Genomic DNA, 19,305 nt, shown 5'->3' with positions numbered 1-19,305 from the left:
AGGAGACAGGCAGGACGCCGCTCTCCGGCATGCCATGCCCGGGATGCCCGTCCCGTCTTCCTTTCCAGGGAGTGACGAAATCTGCAGCGGCTTTTTTTTGTTCACGGCCACCAGCCCGGGTTTCGTTGTTGCCTGGGGTGGCGTCGCCGGGGTCCGGCAAGTCCGTTTGTTCCCGAATTGTGCAAATGTCATGAGTTGATATGATGCCCGGGTCCAATTGTTCTGCCGCCGCTTTCGCTGCCGCGGCCACCCCGCCATGAACCGCTTTTCTCTTACCGCTTCCTGTATCGCCTTCGCCGTTACCTTCAGCCAGTCTGCCGCTGCGGGCCTGTTCGGTCCCGCCAGCCAACCTCTGCAGGGTGACGCCCTGCTGGAAAAATTGCATTCAGCTCCGGTGGTATTCAAGGTCCAGGGAAATCTGCTCCATATCCGCTCCAAGGGAGCCGAGGTCGGCGGTTTTCTGCTCGGCTTGGTGGCCGGTAGTGCCATGGCCTCGGGCACAACCAACCCGGGTGCGAGTGCCCAGCAGATGCAAGCCAATATGCAGATAGCCACCACTTTCAGCCAGAACGTGAATAGTGCTGTCATCAGCGCCGCCGAGGCCCAGGCGGCCAAGCCTCGGGCTCAGGTGGCGAAGGAGGGGCCGGTCCTGGCTGTCAGCCAAGAACTCCTGGCCAGTTTGTCCCAGGTGCCGCAGTTGAATATCGCCACCGCCGGCGCTGAGCGCAGTGCTTCTGCCGCCGACCTGCAACTGACCGTTTCCCAGCCCCAGTGGCAACTCGACTATTCCATGCTGTCGAGCGACTATACCCTGCGCTACAACGTCAGCGTGCAGCTCTACCAGAAGGAAAGCGACACGATCTACTTCAAGGAGTCCTGCCAGGGCGAATACGGGGAGAAGATGCCCCAGGAAGAATGGGAACGGGATGAGTTCGGCGCCCTGCAGAATGCTTCCCGGGAGATCGCCAAGCGTTGTGCGGCCGAGTTGCAGGGCAAGCTGGGATTGGCAACCGGGGCGGTTGCAATGGCAGAGGAACCCACCGGTACGGTACCAGCTGTGGTGTCGTCGGCCCCCACCGAGGCCGGGGCACCTGCCGTTGCTGGAGAGCCTGCTGCAGATACTGGCCAATAACGCTCGGGCGGCTGATGGCCGTCACAGGGATTGATCAAGCCGCCGTCAGGCGGCTTTTTCATGGGGGGGTGCCGGCCTCCGGCCGACGCCGGACGACCATGGCGGGCACGGGGTGGGGTGGTGCTTCAGTCATTGGGAGCCTTTGGCCTGCCCCATGAGAAAGGCCGCCCGCAGGCGGCCTTGGCGTGGTCGGCGGTGTCGCCTCAGTGGGTCTTGAAGCGGCTCACCGAACCGTGCAGTTCCAGGGACAGTTCCTGCAGGTGGCGCGCCGCCTCGGCCGTGTGGGCGATGGCGTTGGCGCTGTCCTCGGACATGCGGGCGATGCGCTCGATGCTCTGGGCCATGTCGCTGGAAGTGGTGCTCTGTTCCTTGATGGAATTGGTGATGTCGTTCACCACCTGGGTCACCCGCTGGGCGCCGTCCCGGATGTTGTTGATGGATTCGCCGGCCTCGTTGGCCAGTTCCACCCCCTTGTCCACCTGATTCACGCCCAGTTCCATGCTGGCCACGGCGTTGCGGGTGCCCGCCTGGATCTTGCTGATGGTGTCGGCGATTTCCTGGGTGGACAGGCTGGTGCGTTCGGCCAGCTTGCGCACCTCGTCGGCCACCACGGCAAAGCCCCGGCCCTGTTCCCCGGCCCGGGCCGCCTCGATGGCGGCGTTCAAGGCCAGCAGGTTGGTCTGGTCGGCGATTTCCTTGATGGTGTTGACGATGGAGGTGATCTGGTCGGACTGGCGGCCCAGCTCTTCGATGATGGAGGAGGAGGCCTGCACCGCTTCGGCGATCTGGCGCATTTCCTGGGCGGCGTTGTGGATGACCACGGTGCCCTGCTGGGAATAGTCGCCGGACTGGGTGCTGATGGCGTGGGCTTCCCGGGCGTTTTCCGCCACCTGGTCGATACTCACGGTCATCTCCTGCATGGCGGCGGCCATGGAGGCGGCGGATTCGCTCTGCTCCCGGGCTGAACCGGTGACTTCCTCGGAGGCCCGCATCAGCTGGGCGGCGGCGGTGGACAGCTGTTCGGCGCCGCCGACGATGCTGCCGATCATGCTGCGCAGGGTTTCCTGCATTTCCTTCATACTGGCGATGAGGCTGGTGGAATCGCCGGCCTCGGTGCGGATGTCCACCGTCAGGTCGCCGGCGGCGATGCGCTTGGTGATGACCGTGGCCTCGTGGGGTTCGCCGCCCAGGATGCGCAGCAGGCTGCGCCGCACCAGGAACAGGGAGACGCTGATGAGGCCGCCGATGGCCAGGCCCCAGATGAGGAACTTGATGGCTTCCTGCTTGAAGATGGCGTTCACATCGTCGGTGTAGATGCCGCTGCCGATGACCCAGCCCCAGGGCTCATAGCCCTTGACGTAGGAGATCTTCGGCACCGGGTCCTCGAAGCCGGGCTTGGGCCACAGGTAGTCGACGAAGCCGGCGCCCTGTTTCTTCACCGTCTCGTTGAATTCGCGGAAGAGGTACTTGCCGGCCTTGTCCTTCAGCTGGTCCAGCTTCTTGCCGTCCATCTCCGGCTTGATGGGGTGCATCACCATCAGGTCGTTGAGGTCGTTGATCCAGAAATACTCGATCTTGTCGTAGCGCAGGTCCTTGATGGCGGCGATGGCGGCCTGCTGGGCTTCTTCCTTGCTCAGCTTGCCCGCCTGGACCTGCTTGTCGTAGTGGGCCACCAGACCGTGGGCCACTTCCACCAGGTTGCGCACCTTTTCCTGGCGATCCTGCATGAGCAGGGATTTTTCCGTGGCCAGCACCACGGCGAACAGCACCACCAGGCTCAGGACCGTGATGCCGGTGAGCCAGAGGAACTTGGTACGAATGGAAACGGGTTTTCCGGTAGTCATGGTGTCTTCCTCCACAGGCGCCCGGACGGCATGCCTGCTCGTTGTTTTTTTAAGGCAGAGCAAATCTGCTGCGGAGATTCTAGCCGAAACTGGGCCCGTCCCGACAAACGCCGCTGTCCGGAAACGACGATTAGGCGCCTGTCCTACGCCGATGTTCTAAAAACAGGATGCCGTGGGAATAGGGGCGCGAAAGCTGGGGATGTAGTGAAAAGCGCCATATACAATAACGATTTTCGCTACACACAAATGAATCGGCTCCTGATAGGTGGGCCAGGTCCGGCGCCCTAAAATGGTGAGTTTGGTCGGTAGGTCCAGGGCCGATGCTGCCTCGACGTTCTGCCTCAATCCGGTCCGGATGGGTTGCAGCGTACGGATGGAAGCTCCTGTGGTCCCCAGCAAGGCGTGGGGGAGGGGAACAGGACGTAGCGCAATACATCGTTTGTTCACAACAAGAATACACCGGCCTTTTTCTGGGCTCAGTTCCATTGCCGCCGAATCTCAGCCTATCTCCGGGAGGAGCGGTCAGGGCGGGCGGCAAGGGGGGCGCCATTAGCGACTAGGACATGCTGGAGGAAGGAATCATGGGAGGAATCTGGCCGGACTTCCTGACTGCGCTGATTCTGGTCGGCATCGGGTGGTCCTGCAGCCTGCTGCTGCTCGACCGGGAAACCATTCCCCGCCTGCTGTCCTCCCTCAACCTGGGGCGGCTGCTGCACCTCTCCCTCGAATCGTCGGACCTGGGCATCTGGTGCTACGAGCATCAGCAGGACCGCATCTTCCTCGACGGCCGCGCCAGCCTGCTGCTGGGCCTGCCGACCCGGGCGGCGCGTCTGGCCGAATTCCTCGAATGCGTGGTGCCGGAAGACCGGGAGCGCATCCGCCGCATCTGGCTGCATCCGCCGACGACGGCGGCGCCGGGGACGGTGGAATTCCGCGTTGGCGACTCGCACCGGGGCCTGCGTCATCTCTCCCTCTCCTCCGGTCTGCCCGGCCGTGGCGGCAAACGCCGGCGCCGGAGCGGGGCCATGGCCATGGGCACCCTGCAGGATGTGACCGAGCGCAAGAAGGTGGAAATCGCCCTGCGCGAGAGCGAGGCCCGCTTCTCCACCATCTTCCGCACCTGCCCGGCGGGCATCGCCCTCTGCCGGGTGGCCGACGGCTCCCTGGTGGACGTGAATCCCGCCTTTCTCCATATCTACGGCCTGGAGCGGCAGGAGGTCATCGGCATGACGTCCTTCGCCCTGCATCTGTGGGGCTCGCCCCAGCAGCGGGAGGTGGCCCTGGCCTCCATCCTCATCGACGGACGGGGTTACCAGAGCGAGCGTTCCATCCGCCGCCCGGACGGCCAGGTGCGCCACCTGCTGATCTCGGTGGACCTGGTCTTTCTCGACAGCGAGCGCTACCTGCAGTGGACCCTGCTGGACGTGACGGAGAACCGGCGCAGCCAGGCCCTGGCCAGCCGCAACGAGATTCTCACCAACGCCATCATGAATTCCCTCGACGTGGCCGTGGCGGTGCTGGACCGGGAGGGCAACATCCTGCGCACCAACCGCAAATGGTCCGAGTTCGCCCTCGGCAACGGCGCCGGCGAGGAGCTGGCGGCAGGGGTGGGACTCAACTATTTCGAGGTCTGCCGCCGCTCCTTTCCCGAGGCTTCGGCGACGGAAGCCCTGGCCGGCATGCAGGCGGTGCTGGAGGAAAGGCTGCCGGTGGCCAGCATCGAGTATCCCTGCCATGGTCCTGCCGGCGAGCGCTGGTATCTGCTGCAGGCGACGCCCCTGGGTTCGGGCCTGCAGGGCCTGGTCACCATCCACATGGACATCACCGCCCGGCGCCAGGCGGAAGAGGGCCTGCGGCAGCGCCTCATGCTGCAGGACAAGCTGGCCCGGGTGGCGGCCTCGGTGCCCGGGGTCATCTATTCGATCAAGCTGCGGCCCGACGGCACTTTCTGCATTCCCTACGCCATGCAGGGCTCGGTGGACATCTTCGGCCTGCGGCCGGAGGACCTGACGGAGGACCTGGGGCCGGTCCTCAGCCGCATCCACGGCGCCGACCAGGAACGGGTGCTGGCGGTGGTGCTGGAGTCGGCCCGGACCATGGCCCCCTGGCACTGCGAGTTCCGCGTGCATCATCCCCAGGGGGGCGTGCGCTGGGTGGAGAGCAAGGCGGTGCCGCGGCTGGAGGACGACGGTTGCGTCATCTGGCATGGCTACATCCACGACGTCAGTGCCCGCAAGCAGGCCGACGCCGAACTGATGCGCTCCCGGGACCAGCTGCGGGCCCTCAACGAAGGCCTGCAGCGGGTGCGGGAGGAGGAGCGTTCCCGCATCTCCCTGGAAATCCACGACCAGTTGGGGCAGAGCCTGACCGTGCTGAAGCTGGAGATGGCCTGGCTGCGGGCCCGCCTGCTGGGCGGACAGGCGGAGGAAAAGACCCGGCTGCAGGAGGTCGGCCGCCTCATCGACGACACCCTGCGCGCCGTGCGCACCATTTCCTGGGATTTGCGCCCCGGCATCCTCGATACCCTGGGCCTGGGGGCCGGCGTCGAGTGGCTGGTGGACGATTTCCGCCGCCGCCTGGGCATCCGCTGCAACGTGGTGGTGCCCCGGGAGCGCCTGGAGCTGCCGGATGTCCTGGCCACCCATCTGTTCCGCATCTGCCAGGAACTGCTGACCAATGTGGCGCGCCATGCCCAGGCCAACCGCATCGATGTGAGCCTGGGCCTGGCCGACGGCCGGGTCCTGCTGGAGGTGCGGGACAACGGCAGGGGGATGCCGATGCTGCCCGCCCACGGCCATTCCCTGGGCTTGCTGGGCATCAAGGAGCGGGCAGCCCAATGCGGTGGCGAGGTGCACATCGCCACCCGCCCGGAAATCGAGGGCACCCGGGTGCGGGTTCTCGTTCCACTCATAACAAGGGAGACGGATATTGGAAATATTGGTCATTGACGACCATCCCGTCGTCAGCCGGGGCATCAGCCAGATCCTCGACCAGGAACACGACATGCGAGTGGCGGCCCAGGCCGGCACCATCGACGAGGCCCTGCTGCTGCTGCGACAGCGCAGCTTCGACGTGCTGGTGCTGGATGTGAACCTGCCGGGCCGCAACGGCCTGGAGGCCCTGCCGGAAATCCACCGCATCGCGCCGGCCATGCCCATTCTCATTTTCAGCATCCACTCGGAGGAGCACCTGGCCATGCGCGCCCTGAAGAACGGTGCCAGCGGCTTTCTCAACAAGGAAAACGCACCGGAGGAACTGGTGCGGGCAGTGCGCAAGCTGGCCGCCGGCGGCACCTATGTCAGCGCCCGCCTGGCGGAGTGGCTGGCCCTGGAGGTGAGCGGCCGGCGCCAGTGCCTGCCCCACGAGAACCTCTCCGACCGGGAGTACCAGGTGATGTGCCTGCTGGCGGCCGGACGCTCCGTTTCCCAGATCGCCGAAACCCTGCACCGCAGCCCCAACACCATCAGCACCTACCGGGCCCGCATCCTGGCCAAGATGGGCATCCGCAACAATGCCGAACTGACCCTCTACGCCATCAACAACCGCCTCATCGCCAGCCCGCCGGCCCCCTTTTAGGGCCATCCCGTACGGCTCGAGCTTTCCCCGGCAGGCTGTAGTTGCAACGACGACAGACCTCCGGCAGGAAGGTGATAGGGGAATCAGGTCCCGGGTGATACCGGGGCGAATCAAAGCGTCATAAATTCGTCCTGGTTGGAATCGGTGGCGGCCAGCAGGGCTGCCGGCCATGTTCGTGGCAGCCGCAAACCACCCCATCCCGGCGCGCAACTCCAGGAACCATCACCACGACCGTGGATGCGGGACAACAACAGCTCCCTGGAGGAATCATTGGAAGCATCACGCCTCTTCAAGCGCGGCATCCTGGCCTTTTTGTCCATCGCCGCCGCCACGGGGGCCGCCGTTTATGGCGGCCATGAAGCCTTTCACCGCTTTGCCGAAAATTCCCTGGGCCTGTCGGACCGGGTGGTGGATACCCTGGGTTCGATGTGCATCGTGGTCGTTGCCTTCTGCGTCCATTACGCCATCTCCCGCCTGTTCTACCGGGACTTCCTGCTCGGCTCCCGGGTGGCGGCCGAGCATTTGCAGCAGCGCTCCCGGGAGCGCCTGGCCTGCGCCGCCGAACTGGCCGGGCGGGTGCGGGAAGTGGGGCGGGTCGGCGAGCTGACGCGGGAGCAGCTGGGTCAGCTGGTGCAGATCACCGAAGGGGCGGCGCGGGACATCATCGTCCAGTGCGAGAACCTGGACGCCACCATGGGCGACCTCAAGCAGATGGTGTCCCAGGCCGACGAGCTGAGTGCCCGCCTGACGGAAGACACCGAGGCCCGCATGGCCCACAACCGCACCGTCATCTCCCGTCTCGAGCAGTACATCGAAGAGCGGGTCAGCGAATCGGCGGAGGACCAGCAGCGCACCAGCCGGGTCATCGGCGAAACCCGGGCCCTGGGCGGCCTGGTGGAGGTGATCCGGCACATTTCCGGCCAGACCAACCTGCTGGCCCTGAATGCCGCCATCGAGGCGGCCCGGGCCGGGGAGGCGGGGCGCGGCTTCGCTGTGGTGGCCACCGAGGTGCGCAAGCTGTCGGGCGAGGTGGACCAGGCCGCCACCCAGATCCATGCCGGCATCTCGGCCATGGCCCAGAGCATCCAGTCCCAGTTCGAACACAAGCTGGCCGGCACCCACGTGGACGCGGAACGTACTTCCCTGCAGGCCATCACCGCCCAGCTGGAAGGACTGGCCGAGGGCATCCAGCAGGCCATCAGCGGCGAGGCCAATTCGGTGCGCCTGATCTGCGACGGTGCCGCCATGCTGGATCAGGCCATTCTCCAGGTGATGAGCAGCATCCAGTTCCAGGACATCACCCGGCAGCAGATCGAACGCATCCAGGAGGGCATGCTGCGCATGGAGGACTACGTCCAGTCCCTGGTGCTGCAGCTCGAATCCCTGGAGTCCCTGGAGGCCTGCCACCCCCGGGAGGAACCCCTGGACCAGCTGGTGCAGGGCCTCTATGCCAGCATCACCGGTAGCAGCAAGGCGCCGGCCGGCGGCCTGGTGGAGCTCTTTTGAGCCCGGCGCCGAAATCCTCGGCGCCGGCCTGCTGCGCCAATCCCCTGCTGCGCCCCGGGCACCGCCAGGCCTGGCCCCTGGTGCTGCTCTACCTGTGCGCCGGCGGCGCCTTGCTGGCCGTGCTGCAGGGCGCGGCCGGCCTCTCCGACGGCGGTGCCGCCGTGCTGGTGCTGGGGAGCAGCGCCGCCGTGCTCTACCTGCTGCTCTACCGCAGCGGCACTCCCCGGGAGCTGGCGGCCTGCCGGGATTACGTGCATCGCCTCAACCTGGCCTCCGCCGTCTTCTCCGCCGCCCGGGAGGGCATCGTGGTGACCGACCTGGAGGGCCGGGTGGAAGCGGTGAATCCGGCCTTCTGCCAGATCACCGGCTACGGCGAGGCGGAACTGCAGGGCTTCAACCTGCGCCTGCTCAAGTCGGGCCGCCAGGACGGCGCCTTCTATCGCCAGCTGTGGCGCGACCTGCTGGAGAGCGGCCACTGGCAGGGGGAAATCTGGAACCGGCGCAAGAACGGCGAAACCTATCCCCAATGGCTGACCATCAGCACGGTGCGCGACGAGGCGCACCAGCCGGTCAGCTATGTGGGCGTGTTTCTCGACCTGTCGCCGATCCGGCGCTCCGAGCAGAAGCTGCTGCACTTGGCCCACCACGATCCCCTGACCGACCTGCCCAACCGCACCCTGTTCCTGGCCCGCCTGGAGCATGCCCTCAGCCTCTCGGCCCGGGAAGGCGGCAGCGGTGCCGTGCTCTTCCTCGACCTGGACCGCTTCAAGGACGTCAATGACAGCCTCGGCCATCCGACCGGGGACCGCCTGCTCTGTGCCGTGGCCGAGCGCTTGCGGCCCTGCCTGCGGGAGAGCGACACCCTGGCCCGCCTGGGCGGCGACGAATTCCTGCTCCTGCTGGAAACCGCGGCCACCCCGGAACGGGCCGCCGTGGTGGCGGAAAAGCTTCTGGAGCAACTGGCGGCACCGTTCCGTCTCGACGACAGGAGCGAGGTCTACGTCGGCGCCAGCATCGGCATCTGCCTTTATCCGGCGGACGGGGACAACGCCACCACCCTGATCCAGCATGCCGATTCCGCCCTCTACCAGGCCAAGGCGGCGGGGCGCCACACCTTCCGTTTCTACAGCGAAGTCCAGACCCGGCAGGCGGATGCCCGCCTGGCCCTGGAGGCGGCCCTGCGCCGGGGCCTGGAAAAGGAGGAGTTCCTGCTGTACTACCAGCCCCAGGTGGATCTTCGCACCGCCAGCCTGGAGGGGGTGGAGGCCCTGGTGCGCTGGCGCCTTCCCGGTGGCGAACTGGTGCCGCCGGCCCGCTTCATTCCCCTGGCGGAAGAAGCCGGCCTGATCCTGCCCCTGGGGGAATGGGTGCTGCGCCAGGCCTGCCGCCAGATGCAGCAGTGGGTGGCGCGGGGCCTGCCGATCCGCCGGGTGGCGGTGAATCTCTCTTCCCGCCAGTTCCGCCAGGCCGACCTGCTGCAGCGCATCAACGCCATCCTGGCGGAGACGGGCCTGGCGCCCCGCTACCTGGAGCTGGAAATCACCGAAAGCCTGCTCATGGACAATTCGGCCCAGGTGGACGCCAAGCTGGAAGCCCTGGAGGCCATGGGCATCCGGCTTGCCATCGACGATTTCGGCACCGGCTATTCCTCCCTTTCCTACCTCAAGCGCTTCCCCCTGCACACCCTGAAGCTGGACCGCAGCTTCATCCGGGACATTGCCGACGACCCGGTCAGTTCCAACATCGTCGCCTCCATCATCGAGCTGGGGCAGCACCTCGATATGGACATCCTGGCCGAAGGGGTGGAGACCGACCAGCAGCGTGGCATCCTGCTGCAAAACGGCTGCCGCACCTGCCAGGGCTATCTGTTTTCCCATCCCCTGCCGGCCGAAGAACTGGAGGCCCGCTGGCTGCAGGCTGCCGCCGGCCATGAAGCGCGGCCCTGCAATTAGGGCAGCCAGGTAGTTGAAATCAAAGGGAGTGCCCCCATCTTCCGGTCAATCCATCGGAAAGGAGCTCCCATGCGCTTCGACAAATTCACCACCAAATTTCAGCAGGCCCTGGCCGACGCCCAGAGCCTGGCCATCGGCGCCGACAACCAGTTCATCGACCCGGCCCACCTGCTGCTGGCCCTGCTCAACCAGGACGACGGCGGCACTGCCTCCCTGCTGGCCCGGGCCGGCGTCAACGTGCCGCCCCTGCGCACCGCCCTGGAGCAGGCCATCGCCCGCCTGCCCAAGGTGGAAGGCCACGGTGGCGACGTCACCATCGGCCGCGACCTGACCAACCTGCTCAACCTTACCGACAAGGAAGCCCAGAAGCGGGGCGACCAGTTCATCGCCTCCGAGATGTTCCTGGTGGCCCTGACCGGCGACAAGGGTGAAACCTCCCGCATCGCCAAGCAATACGGCCTGGAGAAGAAATCCCTGGAAGCCGCCATCGACGCCGTGCGCGGCGGCCAGGGCGTGGATAGCCAGGAGGCCGAAGGCCAGCGCGAATCCCTGAAGAAATACTGCGTGGACCTCACCGAGCGGGCCGCCCAGGGCAAGCTGGACCCGGTCATCGGCCGGGACGACGAAATCCGTCGCGCCATTCAAATTTTGCAGCGCCGTACCAAGAACAACCCGGTGCTGATCGGCGAGCCCGGTGTCGGCAAGACCGCCATCGTCGAGGGCCTGGCCCAGCGCATCGTCAATGACGAGGTGCCGGAAACCCTGAAGGGCAAGAAGGTGCTGGTGCTGGACATGGCCGGCCTGCTGGCCGGCGCCAAATACCGGGGCGAGTTCGAGGAGCGCCTCAAGGCCGTGCTCAACGACATCGCCAAGGATGAAGGCCGCATCATTCTCTTCATCGATGAAATCCACACCATGGTCGGCGCCGGCAAGGCCGAGGGCGCCATCGACGCCGGCAACATGTTGAAGCCCGCCCTGGCCCGCGGCGAGCTGCACTGTATCGGCGCCACCACCCTGGACGAATACCGCAAGTACATCGAGAAGGATGCCGCCCTGGAGCGCCGCTTCCAGAAGGTGCTGGTGGACGAGCCTTCCGTCGAAGCCACCATCGCCATCCTGCGCGGCCTGCAGGAGAAGTACGAGCTGCACCACGGCGTGGACATCACCGACCCGGCCATCGTCGCCGCGGCAGAACTTTCCCACCGCTACATCACCGACCGCTTCCTGCCGGACAAGGCCATCGACCTCATCGACGAGGCCGCCGCCCGCATCAAGATGGAAATCGACTCCAAGCCGGAAGTGATGGACAAGCTGGACCGCCGCATCATCCAGCTGAAGATCGAGCGGGAAGCGGTGAAGAAGGAGAAGGACGAAGCCTCGAAGAAGCGCTTCGGCCTGATCGAGGACGAAATCGCCAAGCTGCAGAAGGAATATTCCGACCTGGAAGAAGTGTGGAAGGCCGAGAAGGCCCAGGTCCACGGCGCCGCCCACGTCAAGGAAGAGATCGACAAGATCAAGGCCGAGATCGCCAGGCTGCAGCGCGAAGGCAAGCTGGAAAAGGTGGCCGAGCTGCAATACGGCAAACTGCCCCAGCTCGAAGCCCAGCTCAAGGTGGCCGAGAAAGCCAGCGAAGGCGGACAGCAGCAGAACAAGCTGCTGCGCACCCAGGTGGGCGCCGAGGAAATCGCCGAAGTGGTGAGCCGGGCCACCGGCATCCCCGTCTCCAAGATGATGCAGGGCGAGCGGGACAAGCTCTTGAAAATGGAAGATCGCCTGCACCAGCGCGTGGTGGGCCAGGACGAGGCCGTGCGCCTGGTGTCCGACGCCATCCGCCGCTCCCGCGCCGGTTTGAGCGACCCCAACCGGCCCTACGGCTCCTTCCTCTTCCTCGGCCCCACCGGCGTCGGCAAGACCGAGCTGTGCAAGGCCCTGGCCGAGTTCCTCTTCGATTCCGAAGAGCACCTGATCCGCATCGACATGAGCGAGTTCATGGAGAAGCACTCCGTGGCCCGCCTCATCGGCGCGCCTCCGGGCTACGTCGGCTACGAGGAAGGCGGCACCCTGACCGAAGCGGTGCGACGCAAGCCCTACAGCGTGATCCTGCTGGACGAGGTGGAAAAGGCCCACCCGGACGTTTTCAACGTGCTGCTGCAGGTGCTGGACGACGGCCGCATGACCGACGGCCAGGGCCGCACGGTGGACTTCAAGAACACCGTGATCGTCATGACCTCCAACCTGGGCAGCCAGATGATCCAGCAGATGGCCGGCGACGATTACCAGCTGATCAAGCTGGCGGTGATGGGCGAGGTGAAGAGCTACTTCCGCCCCGAGTTCATCAACCGCATCGACGAGGCCGTGGTCTTCCACAGCCTGGACGAGAAGAACATCCGCAACATCGCCCGCATCCAGCTCGGCTATCTGGAAAAGCGCGTGGCCCAGCTGGAAATGCGCCTGGAGGTGGCCGATTCCGCCCTGGACGAACTGGCCAAGGCCGGCTTCGACCCCATCTTCGGCGCCCGCCCGCTGAAGCGGGCCATCCAGCAGCACATCGAGAACCCGCTGGCCAAGCAGATTCTCGAAGGCAACTTCGGCCCCAAGGACACCATCCTGGTCAGCTGCGACGAGGGCGGGGTGATGCGGTTTGCCAAGGGCTGAGCTCCGGCATTGACCTTGGTTGCAAAGAAAAAGGCGGCACCGGGCAATCCGGTGCCGCCTTTTTTTTCGGGGAAGGTTCAGTTGCTGCGGATCGCGAATTCCCGTCCTTCGTAGGCGCCCTGCATGTTGTGGATACGCCTGCCGGTGGTTCGCAGCACGGCCATGGATAACTCCTCGTACTGTGTTCCGGTCGGTTCGTAGGCGTAGTGGGTACCCAGGGACATGATGCGGGCATCGCCCGTGCCCTGAACAGTTGATGATTTGTAGCCGCTGAGCAGTACGGCAACGATCTTTACGCCGGCGTCCGCCTGTACCTGCCACGTCACCGATTCGTAGGAACTCAGCACCAGTACCAGGGGGCGTCCGGTGTTGTGCACCCGGACCGGGATGGCCGGCACTTCACCCGCTCTTTGCCGGGGGGAGCGGATGCCCTGGTAGACGCCAATGGCTTCGATTCTGGCGTTGCCCGGCAGACCGGCCAACACTGGCGCCGAGCCGGCGGATGGCGGAGCAGGAGGCTGGGGCCGGGAGAGAGACAAAGTGCCAGATTCAGGTGGGAGAGGATATTGCATGGAATCCATCTGGCGCTGTATCTGGGCCATGCGCCGGTCGGCAGCGAATTGGTCCACCCCAATGGGGTCGCCAGCCGCCACGGCTTCGTAGCGCGTGATCCGGTCGTTGTTGAATACCAACAGGGCCTTGAGTGCCGGCACGTAGGTCAGATCACCGCTGGCCGGGCTTTCCAGGGGGGTCAGGTTTCCAGCCGAGAGGGTGTAGAGATAGTCCCGGTAAGGGCTGGAGGTGGCGGAGGCGGGAGTGATGAGCCGCAGCATGACCTTGTCCGCGTCTTCAGTGGCGACAACCATCTGGACCGAACTTCCCGGTCCCAGGTCCACTGCTTTGGTGCTCATGCTTTCCGTATCCAGTACCGTCAGCCCGGCCTGCGCGGGAGCAACGAGGAATCTGCCGTCCGCGGTCTGGGCGGGGGGCGCCCGCCCCCAGTTGTTGTATGCCCGCTGGTCCTCACCGACGATGGCAACCGAGGTGTTGCCGTCTCGGCTGGTAACTTCCATCTTGGACATGCCCTTGTCCGTGTAAAGAATGTACTGCCCTGGGGAGTTGGGTACGCTGAAGGCGGCCATGACCCTGGAGTGAGGCAGTTCCGTTTCACTACCGTCGCGGAAGTTCACCAGCAGGGCCCGCTGCCGCTTATTGATTTCGCGGGAATAGACAGCTCGTTCCCGGTCCAGCCAGACCAGGGCACCATTGGAGATGCCTGACAGCTGGCCGATCTCGTCGCCGTTTTCGGCGTTGCGGAAGCTTATCTGCTGGCTGCCCTTGTTGCTCATCACTATCCGACCGTTGAAGGAGATCTGGACTTTCGCGTTATCGGTCAGCTTGTCCTTGAGAATCCGCTGGCCCGATCCTAAGTCCACCACCTGCAGCGTTCTATTCGCTCCGGCCAGGGCTGCTACGCCGGCCTCCTGGGCAAAAGCACCTCCGTTCAGCCTTTCTTCGCTGGCGATGAAGCGGGGCGCTGCAGCGGGAACGGGGCGCAGGGCCGGCTTTGCCAGTTCGAGGCCCACCCGCAGCAGGACCAGCCACTGGCCGATGGATTCATCCTGCTCGCGAAAGCAGGTCCGGTCGTTGAGCTTTCCCCGTTCCTCATCGAGGGAGGCATGTCGGGACGGATCGTAATTCTTGGCGCAGCTCAGGGCCCGTAGGGTCAGGCGCCGTTCCCATTCCTGCTCGAAGCGCTGCTTTGCGCTGCCGGCCAGCTGCTCTTTCAGTATGCCGTGCGCTTTCAACACCTCGTCCGGCAGGGCAAATATCCCATTTGCCCTGCCCTGGGAGTCGAGGGAATGGCTGTAACAGCCGGGCAGGCAGGCCAGCAGGAGCAGGGCGGCGGCACCGATGCCGAAACGTTGCAGGAATTTCATGTCTTCCCCCAAAGGATGTGGCGATGGCCAGGCTGGAGCAGATTCGCTCTGGCTGTGGCAGGTATCTAGTTTGGATATTGTAATGGCATATGAACGGGGGTGGGAGTGAGGCGGATACCGGCGACGATGCACCAATGCAGGTGGTGCCGCGCCTGACGTAGACATCGCCGTCTTGCTGCCTGCGGGCCGGCCCCGAGTGTCGTGATGTGGCGGATGTGTCGGGGGGCTTACCAAGGGCGCCGAGTTTTTTTAAACTGCCCGTCCCCGGCCCTCTTGTCCGGTTGCCAACCCACGGTGGGCAACGGAGGTGGTGCGGCGGGGGCCATTTCCATCCATCTTTTGCTTGTGCCGGCCCGGGCGGGCCGGGAGAACGACATGCCCCAGATCAGCATTCGCACCGAGGACGACCGGGTTTTCTACGACATGGCGGGGAACGACCATCCCTGCGTCGGCTGCGGCTGTTGCTGCAAGTTCTTTCGCGTTTCCTTCTACCACGGGGAGCTGGATACCCAGCCCGGCGGCTATGTGCCGGAAGCCCTGACGTCGTCCCTGACGCCTTTCCGCGCCTGCATGAAGGGCACGGAGTCGGGGGAGGGGCGCTGCATCGCCCTGCAGGCGGACAATCGCTGCGGCATCTACGACAACCGGCCTTCGGTGTGCCGGGAGTTTCCGGCCCTGCTGGAGGACGGCAGCCTCAATCCGGAATGCGTGCGCCTGAAGCGCCTCTTCAGCCTGCCCATTCCCGGGGAAGCGCCGGGTCCGGCCGGGGACGACACACAGCGGGCTGCCTAGCCCGCTTTTTTTTTGCGCCGGATTTTCCCCCGGGGCATGCCCGGGGAGGCAGATGGGGCGGCCATTGTGGCCGACCCATGCCGGAGATGGGCGTGCTTGCTTGATCCTGGGGCAGGGTGCCGGAGGGCAACCGGCCCGGCGGTATTTCAGTGGGCCGGGTCCCGCAGCTCGGGCACGGCGCGGCGGGCCTCCCGCAGGCAGCGCAGGGCGGTGTCGAAGTCGATGCTGTCGATGGCCTCGTCGCAGGCCCGGGCGCCGGGGCCGAGGGCGGCGTGGAGCAGGGGGGTGTAGCGCTTCCACAGGGTCTGGGCCTGGAAGTTGTCGGCGGCCAGGAGGGCTTCGAGTTCGGCCAGCACGTGGCGCACCCGCTGCCAGTCGCCGGCGCCGAGAACCCCGGGGTTCTCGTCCACCGCCCCCAGGGGCAGGGTGAACCAGAAGGTGCTGCCGTCGCCTGGGGCGGAGGTGCACCCGATCTCGCCCAGCATCAGGGCCACCAGGCGCTTGCACAGGGCCAGGCCGAGGCCGGCGCCGCCGTAGCGGCGGGTGCTGGAATTGTCGCCCTGGTTGAAGATCTGGAAGAGGTTGTCCCGCAGTTCGGGGGCGACTCCGATGCCCTGGTCGCTGACCTCGAAACGCACCCGCACGTTGCCGTCGTCGCTGGGCACCCGGTGGGCCCGCAGGATCACCGGCCCCTGTTCGGAGAACTTGATGGCGTTGTCGAGCAGGCCGTTGAGTACCTGGCGGATGCGCTCCGGGTCGCCGTGCAGGCGGGCCGGCAGGGCCGGGTCGCTCACCACCTGGACGCCGATGTCCTTGGCCGCCGCCGCTTCGGCCAGGCCCTGGCGGGCCTCCTCCAGCAGCTCGGCCAGGCCGAAGTCGCGCAGGGCCAGGGTGATCTTGCCGCTCTCGATGCTGGAGACGTCGAGGATGGAGTTGATCAGTTCCAGGAGGCGCTGGGAGGCCTGTTCCACCTTGTGCAGATGGTCCTGGCCCTGGGGGCCCTGGACTTCCCGCTGCAGGATGGTGGTGAAGCCCATGATGTGGTTGAGGGGAGTGCGCAGTTCGTGGCTCATCTTGGCCAGGAAGGTGCTCTTGGCCCGGTTCGCCGCCTCCGCCTCGTCGGCCCGCTCCGCCAGTTCCGTGGCCAGGCGGGTGCGTTCCTCCAGCAGGGTCTCCAGCTCGGTGCCGATGCGTTTGCGCACCGCCAGGTCGGCCCGCAGGCGCTCGGCGGAGCGGTACATGAGCCAGGCGGCCAGGCCGATGGCCAGCACGGCCAGGGCCGCCAGGCCGCCCAGGATCAGGCTGTGCTCCTGCCAGCCGCCCAGGTAGTCCCGGCTGGCCATGCCGACGATGACGTAGAAGGGGTAGGACTCCAGGCGACGGTAGGCATTGTTGCGTTCGACGCCGTCCAGGCTGGTGCGGGCCAGGTACTGGCCGTCCGTCGGGTGCCGGCGCAGCATGTCCAGCAGCTCCTGGGAAACCTCCCGGCTGCCGACGGCGTTGCGGGTGCTCGGATAGCGGTGCACCAGGGCCAGGTCGGCGGTGCGGATGGAACCCGCGCCCTGGGGGCCGAGGCTGACGGAGGCGAGGATGCGCTCGAAATGCACGGTGGGGATGGCGGCATAGACCACGCCGGCGAAGGTGCCGTCCGGGGCCTCGATGCGGCGGGAGAGGGTGACCACCCATTGCTTTGCAATGCGCCCCATGAGGGGACCGGCAATGATCAGTTCGCTGGCGCTGCCGTCCCGGGCCCGCAGGAAGTACTCCCGGTCCCCCAGGTTGACCGGGCCGCCGCCGGGAATGCCGGCACCGTAGCGCACCACGCCGTCCCGGTCGATGATGCGCAGGCTGATGATCTCGGGCACCAGGGCCTGCTGCCGTTCCAGATAGAGCTTCAGTTCCAGGGGCCGCACCTTGCCGCCGGCCAGCTGCTCCTGGTACTGGGCCACCGTCGATTGCAGCACCACGTCGATCTTGTCGAAGACGCTGCTCAGGTGCAGGTCCAGCATGTGGGAGACGTTCTGGGTCGCCACCTCGGCCCGCTCCCGATAGCGGATGCGCTCCTCCCAGATGGCCATGGCGGCCAGGGACACCACCAGGGTGGCGATGATCAGGGCCACCAGGGCATGGGGCAGCCAGCGCGGCATGTCGGCGCCCGGGGCCTCGACGGCGGGAATCTTGGCTGGAGCATTCATGGCTGGTGGGGTCCCGGTGAGTGACGCGGTGGCTGATGACGTCGGTTTATTCTGGGGCCTGGATGCCTTCCGAACAAGAGGCGGGGAGGGACGGTGCCAGGTGCCGCCGATGCCCCGGCCCCGATGGCGGCGGGAGTCGGCCCCCCGGGCGGCGCTTGCATCTTGCTACATATTTGAGAATAATTCGCATCTAGCCAGCAGTGAGTGCCTTACTCCGCGCCAGCCACGTTTTCCGTCCACCTGGCTTTCCCGCGGAGTTCCTGCATGCACGTCGCTTCTTCGACCGAATCTGTCGACCATCTCTACCGGTCCCATCACGGCTGGCTGTTCGGCTGGCTGAGAAAGAAGACGGGCTGCCGCGACCACGCCGCCGACCTGGCCCAGGACACCTTCCTCAAGCTGCTGGCCCTGCCGGAAATGCCGGCCCTGCGGGAGCCCCGCGCCTACCTGCTGGTGACGGCCAACCGCCTGCTGATCAACCTGCACCAGCGCTCCCGGGTGGAGCGGGAAACCCTGCAGGCCCTGGTCCTGCTCCTGGAGCCGGACAGCGAGCCCAGCCCCGAACACATCGTCGCCATGCGCCAGCTGCTACGCCAGGTGCTGCTCATGCTCTCCGAGGAACTGGAGGAAAATCCGCGCCGCGCCTTCCTCCTGGCCCGGCTGGAAGGCCTTTCCTACGCCGCTATCGCCGCCGAGCTGCAGGTCTCCGAAAGCAGCGTCAAGCAGTATCTGGCCAAGGCCCTGGCCCATTGCCACGGGAGGCTCTATGGCCACCTGTGAGCGGGAGGAACTGGCCGCCATCAGGGAGGCCGCGGCTGCCTGGGTGGTACGCCTGGCCGACGAACTGGAGGAGACGGGGGAGGGCGGTGCCGGCGGCGAGGCGCAGCGGGACTTCCAGGCCTGGCTGCGGGCCGACCCCCGTCACCAGGAGACCTTCCGCCAGATCCGCCTGATGTGGGACGCCCTGGAACAGCCCCTGCCCCGGGCCGCCCCGGCCCGCCGGCCGCTGCTGCTGGGGGCCGCCTCCCTGCTCGGCCTCTGTCTGCTGTTCCTGGGTCACGGCCAGCACTGGCTGGCGGACGAGCGCAGCGGCATCGGCGAGGTGCGGCAACTGACCCTGACGGACGGCTCCCGCCTGACCCTGGACAGCGGTTCCGCCGTGGATCTGGATTTTTCCGGCACGGAGCGCCGGGTGCGCCTCCTGGCCGGGCGGGTCCTGGCCCAGGTCGCCCACGATCCGGCGGGCCGCCCCTTCCGGGTGGTGAGCGAGGAGGGCACGGCCCAGGCCCTGGGCACCCGCTATGTGGTGGATCGCAGCGGCGACGGCACCCTGGTCAGCGTCATCGAATCCTCCGTCGCCGTGCGGGCCGCCCGCGGCGGCGCCAGCGTCACCCTAGGGCCGGGCCAGGCCCTGCGCCTGGGGCCGGGCGGCACGGCCGAGCCCCTGGCGGCGGCACCGGCGGCCGACAGCTGGGAGCGGCACCGCCTGATTTTCGACAACGCTCCCCTGGACGAGGTCCTGGCCCAGCTCAACCGCTATTTCCCCGGCCACCTGCACGCCAGCGGCGACGATCTGGCCCGCCTGCGCTTTACCGGCGCCCTGCCGGCGGACGATGTGGACAAGGCCCTGCGCCTGCTGGCCGAGGTGCTGCCCCTGCGGGTGGAGCGCCACTCCCGCTGGCTGATCCGGGTCCGTACCTGAAAATTATTAAA

12 protein-coding genes are annotated in these 19,305 nt (G+C 66.3%); 9 read left to right on the top strand and 3 right to left on the bottom strand.

Annotated features, from left to right (window positions below; genetic code table 11):
* Window positions 1-256 precede the first annotated feature (256 nt).
* Window positions 257-1,132 (top strand): hypothetical protein, encoded by an 876-nt coding sequence (locus ACLSSQ_RS10990; RefSeq protein WP_416242688.1) that lies wholly within the window; start codon window positions 257-259, stop codon window positions 1,130-1,132.
* Window positions 1,133-1,335: 203 nt separating this feature from the next.
* On the opposite strand, the gene ACLSSQ_RS10985 is transcribed toward ACLSSQ_RS10990, so the two are convergent.
* A complete protein-coding gene (locus tag ACLSSQ_RS10985; RefSeq protein WP_014237216.1) occupies window positions 1,336-2,976 on the bottom strand; it encodes a methyl-accepting chemotaxis protein in 1,641 nt (546 codons plus the stop codon).
* A gap of 581 nt (window positions 2,977-3,557) precedes the next feature.
* Here ACLSSQ_RS10985 and ACLSSQ_RS10980 point away from each other — a divergent pair.
* The 5 genes from ACLSSQ_RS10980 (at window position 3,558) to clpB (ending at window position 12,665) form a co-directional block, all read left to right on the top strand.
* Window positions 3,558-5,924, top strand: coding sequence for a PAS domain-containing sensor histidine kinase (locus tag ACLSSQ_RS10980; protein WP_165397436.1), 2,367 nt, complete (start codon window positions 3,558-3,560; stop codon window positions 5,922-5,924).
* Window positions 5,905-6,552 carry a response regulator transcription factor gene (locus ACLSSQ_RS10975; protein ID WP_014237218.1) on the top strand — a complete coding sequence of 216 codons (648 nt, stop codon included), beginning with the start codon at window positions 5,905-5,907 and terminating at the stop codon, window positions 6,550-6,552. The genes ACLSSQ_RS10980 and ACLSSQ_RS10975 overlap by 20 nt, the downstream gene beginning before the upstream one ends.
* Before the next feature lie 270 nt (window positions 6,553-6,822).
* Complete coding sequence (locus ACLSSQ_RS10970; RefSeq protein WP_274412993.1) at window positions 6,823-8,058, top strand: methyl-accepting chemotaxis protein; 1,236 nt, start codon at window positions 6,823-6,825, stop codon at window positions 8,056-8,058.
* Window positions 8,055-10,010 carry a putative bifunctional diguanylate cyclase/phosphodiesterase gene (locus tag ACLSSQ_RS10965; protein WP_416242687.1) on the top strand — a complete coding sequence of 652 codons (1,956 nt, stop codon included), beginning with the start codon at window positions 8,055-8,057 and terminating at the stop codon, window positions 10,008-10,010. Before ACLSSQ_RS10970 ends, ACLSSQ_RS10965 begins: the two co-directional genes overlap by 4 nt.
* Before the next feature lie 69 nt (window positions 10,011-10,079).
* Complete coding sequence (gene clpB, locus ACLSSQ_RS10960) at window positions 10,080-12,665, top strand: ATP-dependent chaperone ClpB (RefSeq protein WP_416242686.1); 2,586 nt, start codon at window positions 10,080-10,082, stop codon at window positions 12,663-12,665.
* A gap of 77 nt (window positions 12,666-12,742) precedes the next feature.
* Here clpB and ACLSSQ_RS10955 read toward each other — a convergent pair whose 3' ends face one another.
* Window positions 12,743-14,605, bottom strand: coding sequence for a hypothetical protein (locus ACLSSQ_RS10955; protein WP_416242685.1), 1,863 nt, complete (start codon window positions 14,603-14,605; stop codon window positions 12,743-12,745).
* Window positions 14,606-14,980: 375 nt separating this feature from the next.
* Between ACLSSQ_RS10955 and ACLSSQ_RS10950 the strand changes: the two genes are divergently transcribed.
* A complete protein-coding gene (locus ACLSSQ_RS10950; protein WP_014237223.1) occupies window positions 14,981-15,397 on the top strand; it encodes a YkgJ family cysteine cluster protein in 417 nt (138 codons plus the stop codon).
* Window positions 15,398-15,543: 146 nt separating this feature from the next.
* On the opposite strand, the gene ACLSSQ_RS10945 is transcribed toward ACLSSQ_RS10950, so the two are convergent.
* Window positions 15,544-17,592, bottom strand: a complete 2,049-nt coding sequence (locus ACLSSQ_RS10945; RefSeq protein ID WP_416242684.1) for an ATP-binding protein — start codon at window positions 17,590-17,592, stop codon at window positions 15,544-15,546.
* A gap of 264 nt (window positions 17,593-17,856) precedes the next feature.
* Here ACLSSQ_RS10945 and ACLSSQ_RS10940 point away from each other — a divergent pair, with 264 nt between their 5' ends.
* Together ACLSSQ_RS10940 and ACLSSQ_RS10935 are read left to right on the top strand one after the other, a co-directional pair.
* Window positions 17,857-18,372, top strand: coding sequence for a sigma-70 family RNA polymerase sigma factor (locus ACLSSQ_RS10940; protein ID WP_416242683.1), 516 nt, complete (start codon window positions 17,857-17,859; stop codon window positions 18,370-18,372).
* Complete coding sequence (locus tag ACLSSQ_RS10935; RefSeq protein WP_014237226.1) at window positions 18,359-19,294, top strand: FecR family protein; 936 nt, start codon at window positions 18,359-18,361, stop codon at window positions 19,292-19,294. The genes ACLSSQ_RS10940 and ACLSSQ_RS10935 overlap by 14 nt, the downstream gene beginning before the upstream one ends.
* Window positions 19,295-19,305: the final 11 nt, after the last annotated feature.

Origin of the sequence: Azospira sp. APE16 (genome assembly GCF_047901315.1) — a bacterium.
Lineage (GTDB): Bacteria > Pseudomonadota > Gammaproteobacteria > Burkholderiales > Rhodocyclaceae > Azospira > Azospira oryzae.
The sequence above is the reverse complement of the archived record's forward strand: the minus strand, read 5'-3'. Positions and strand labels throughout refer to the sequence as shown.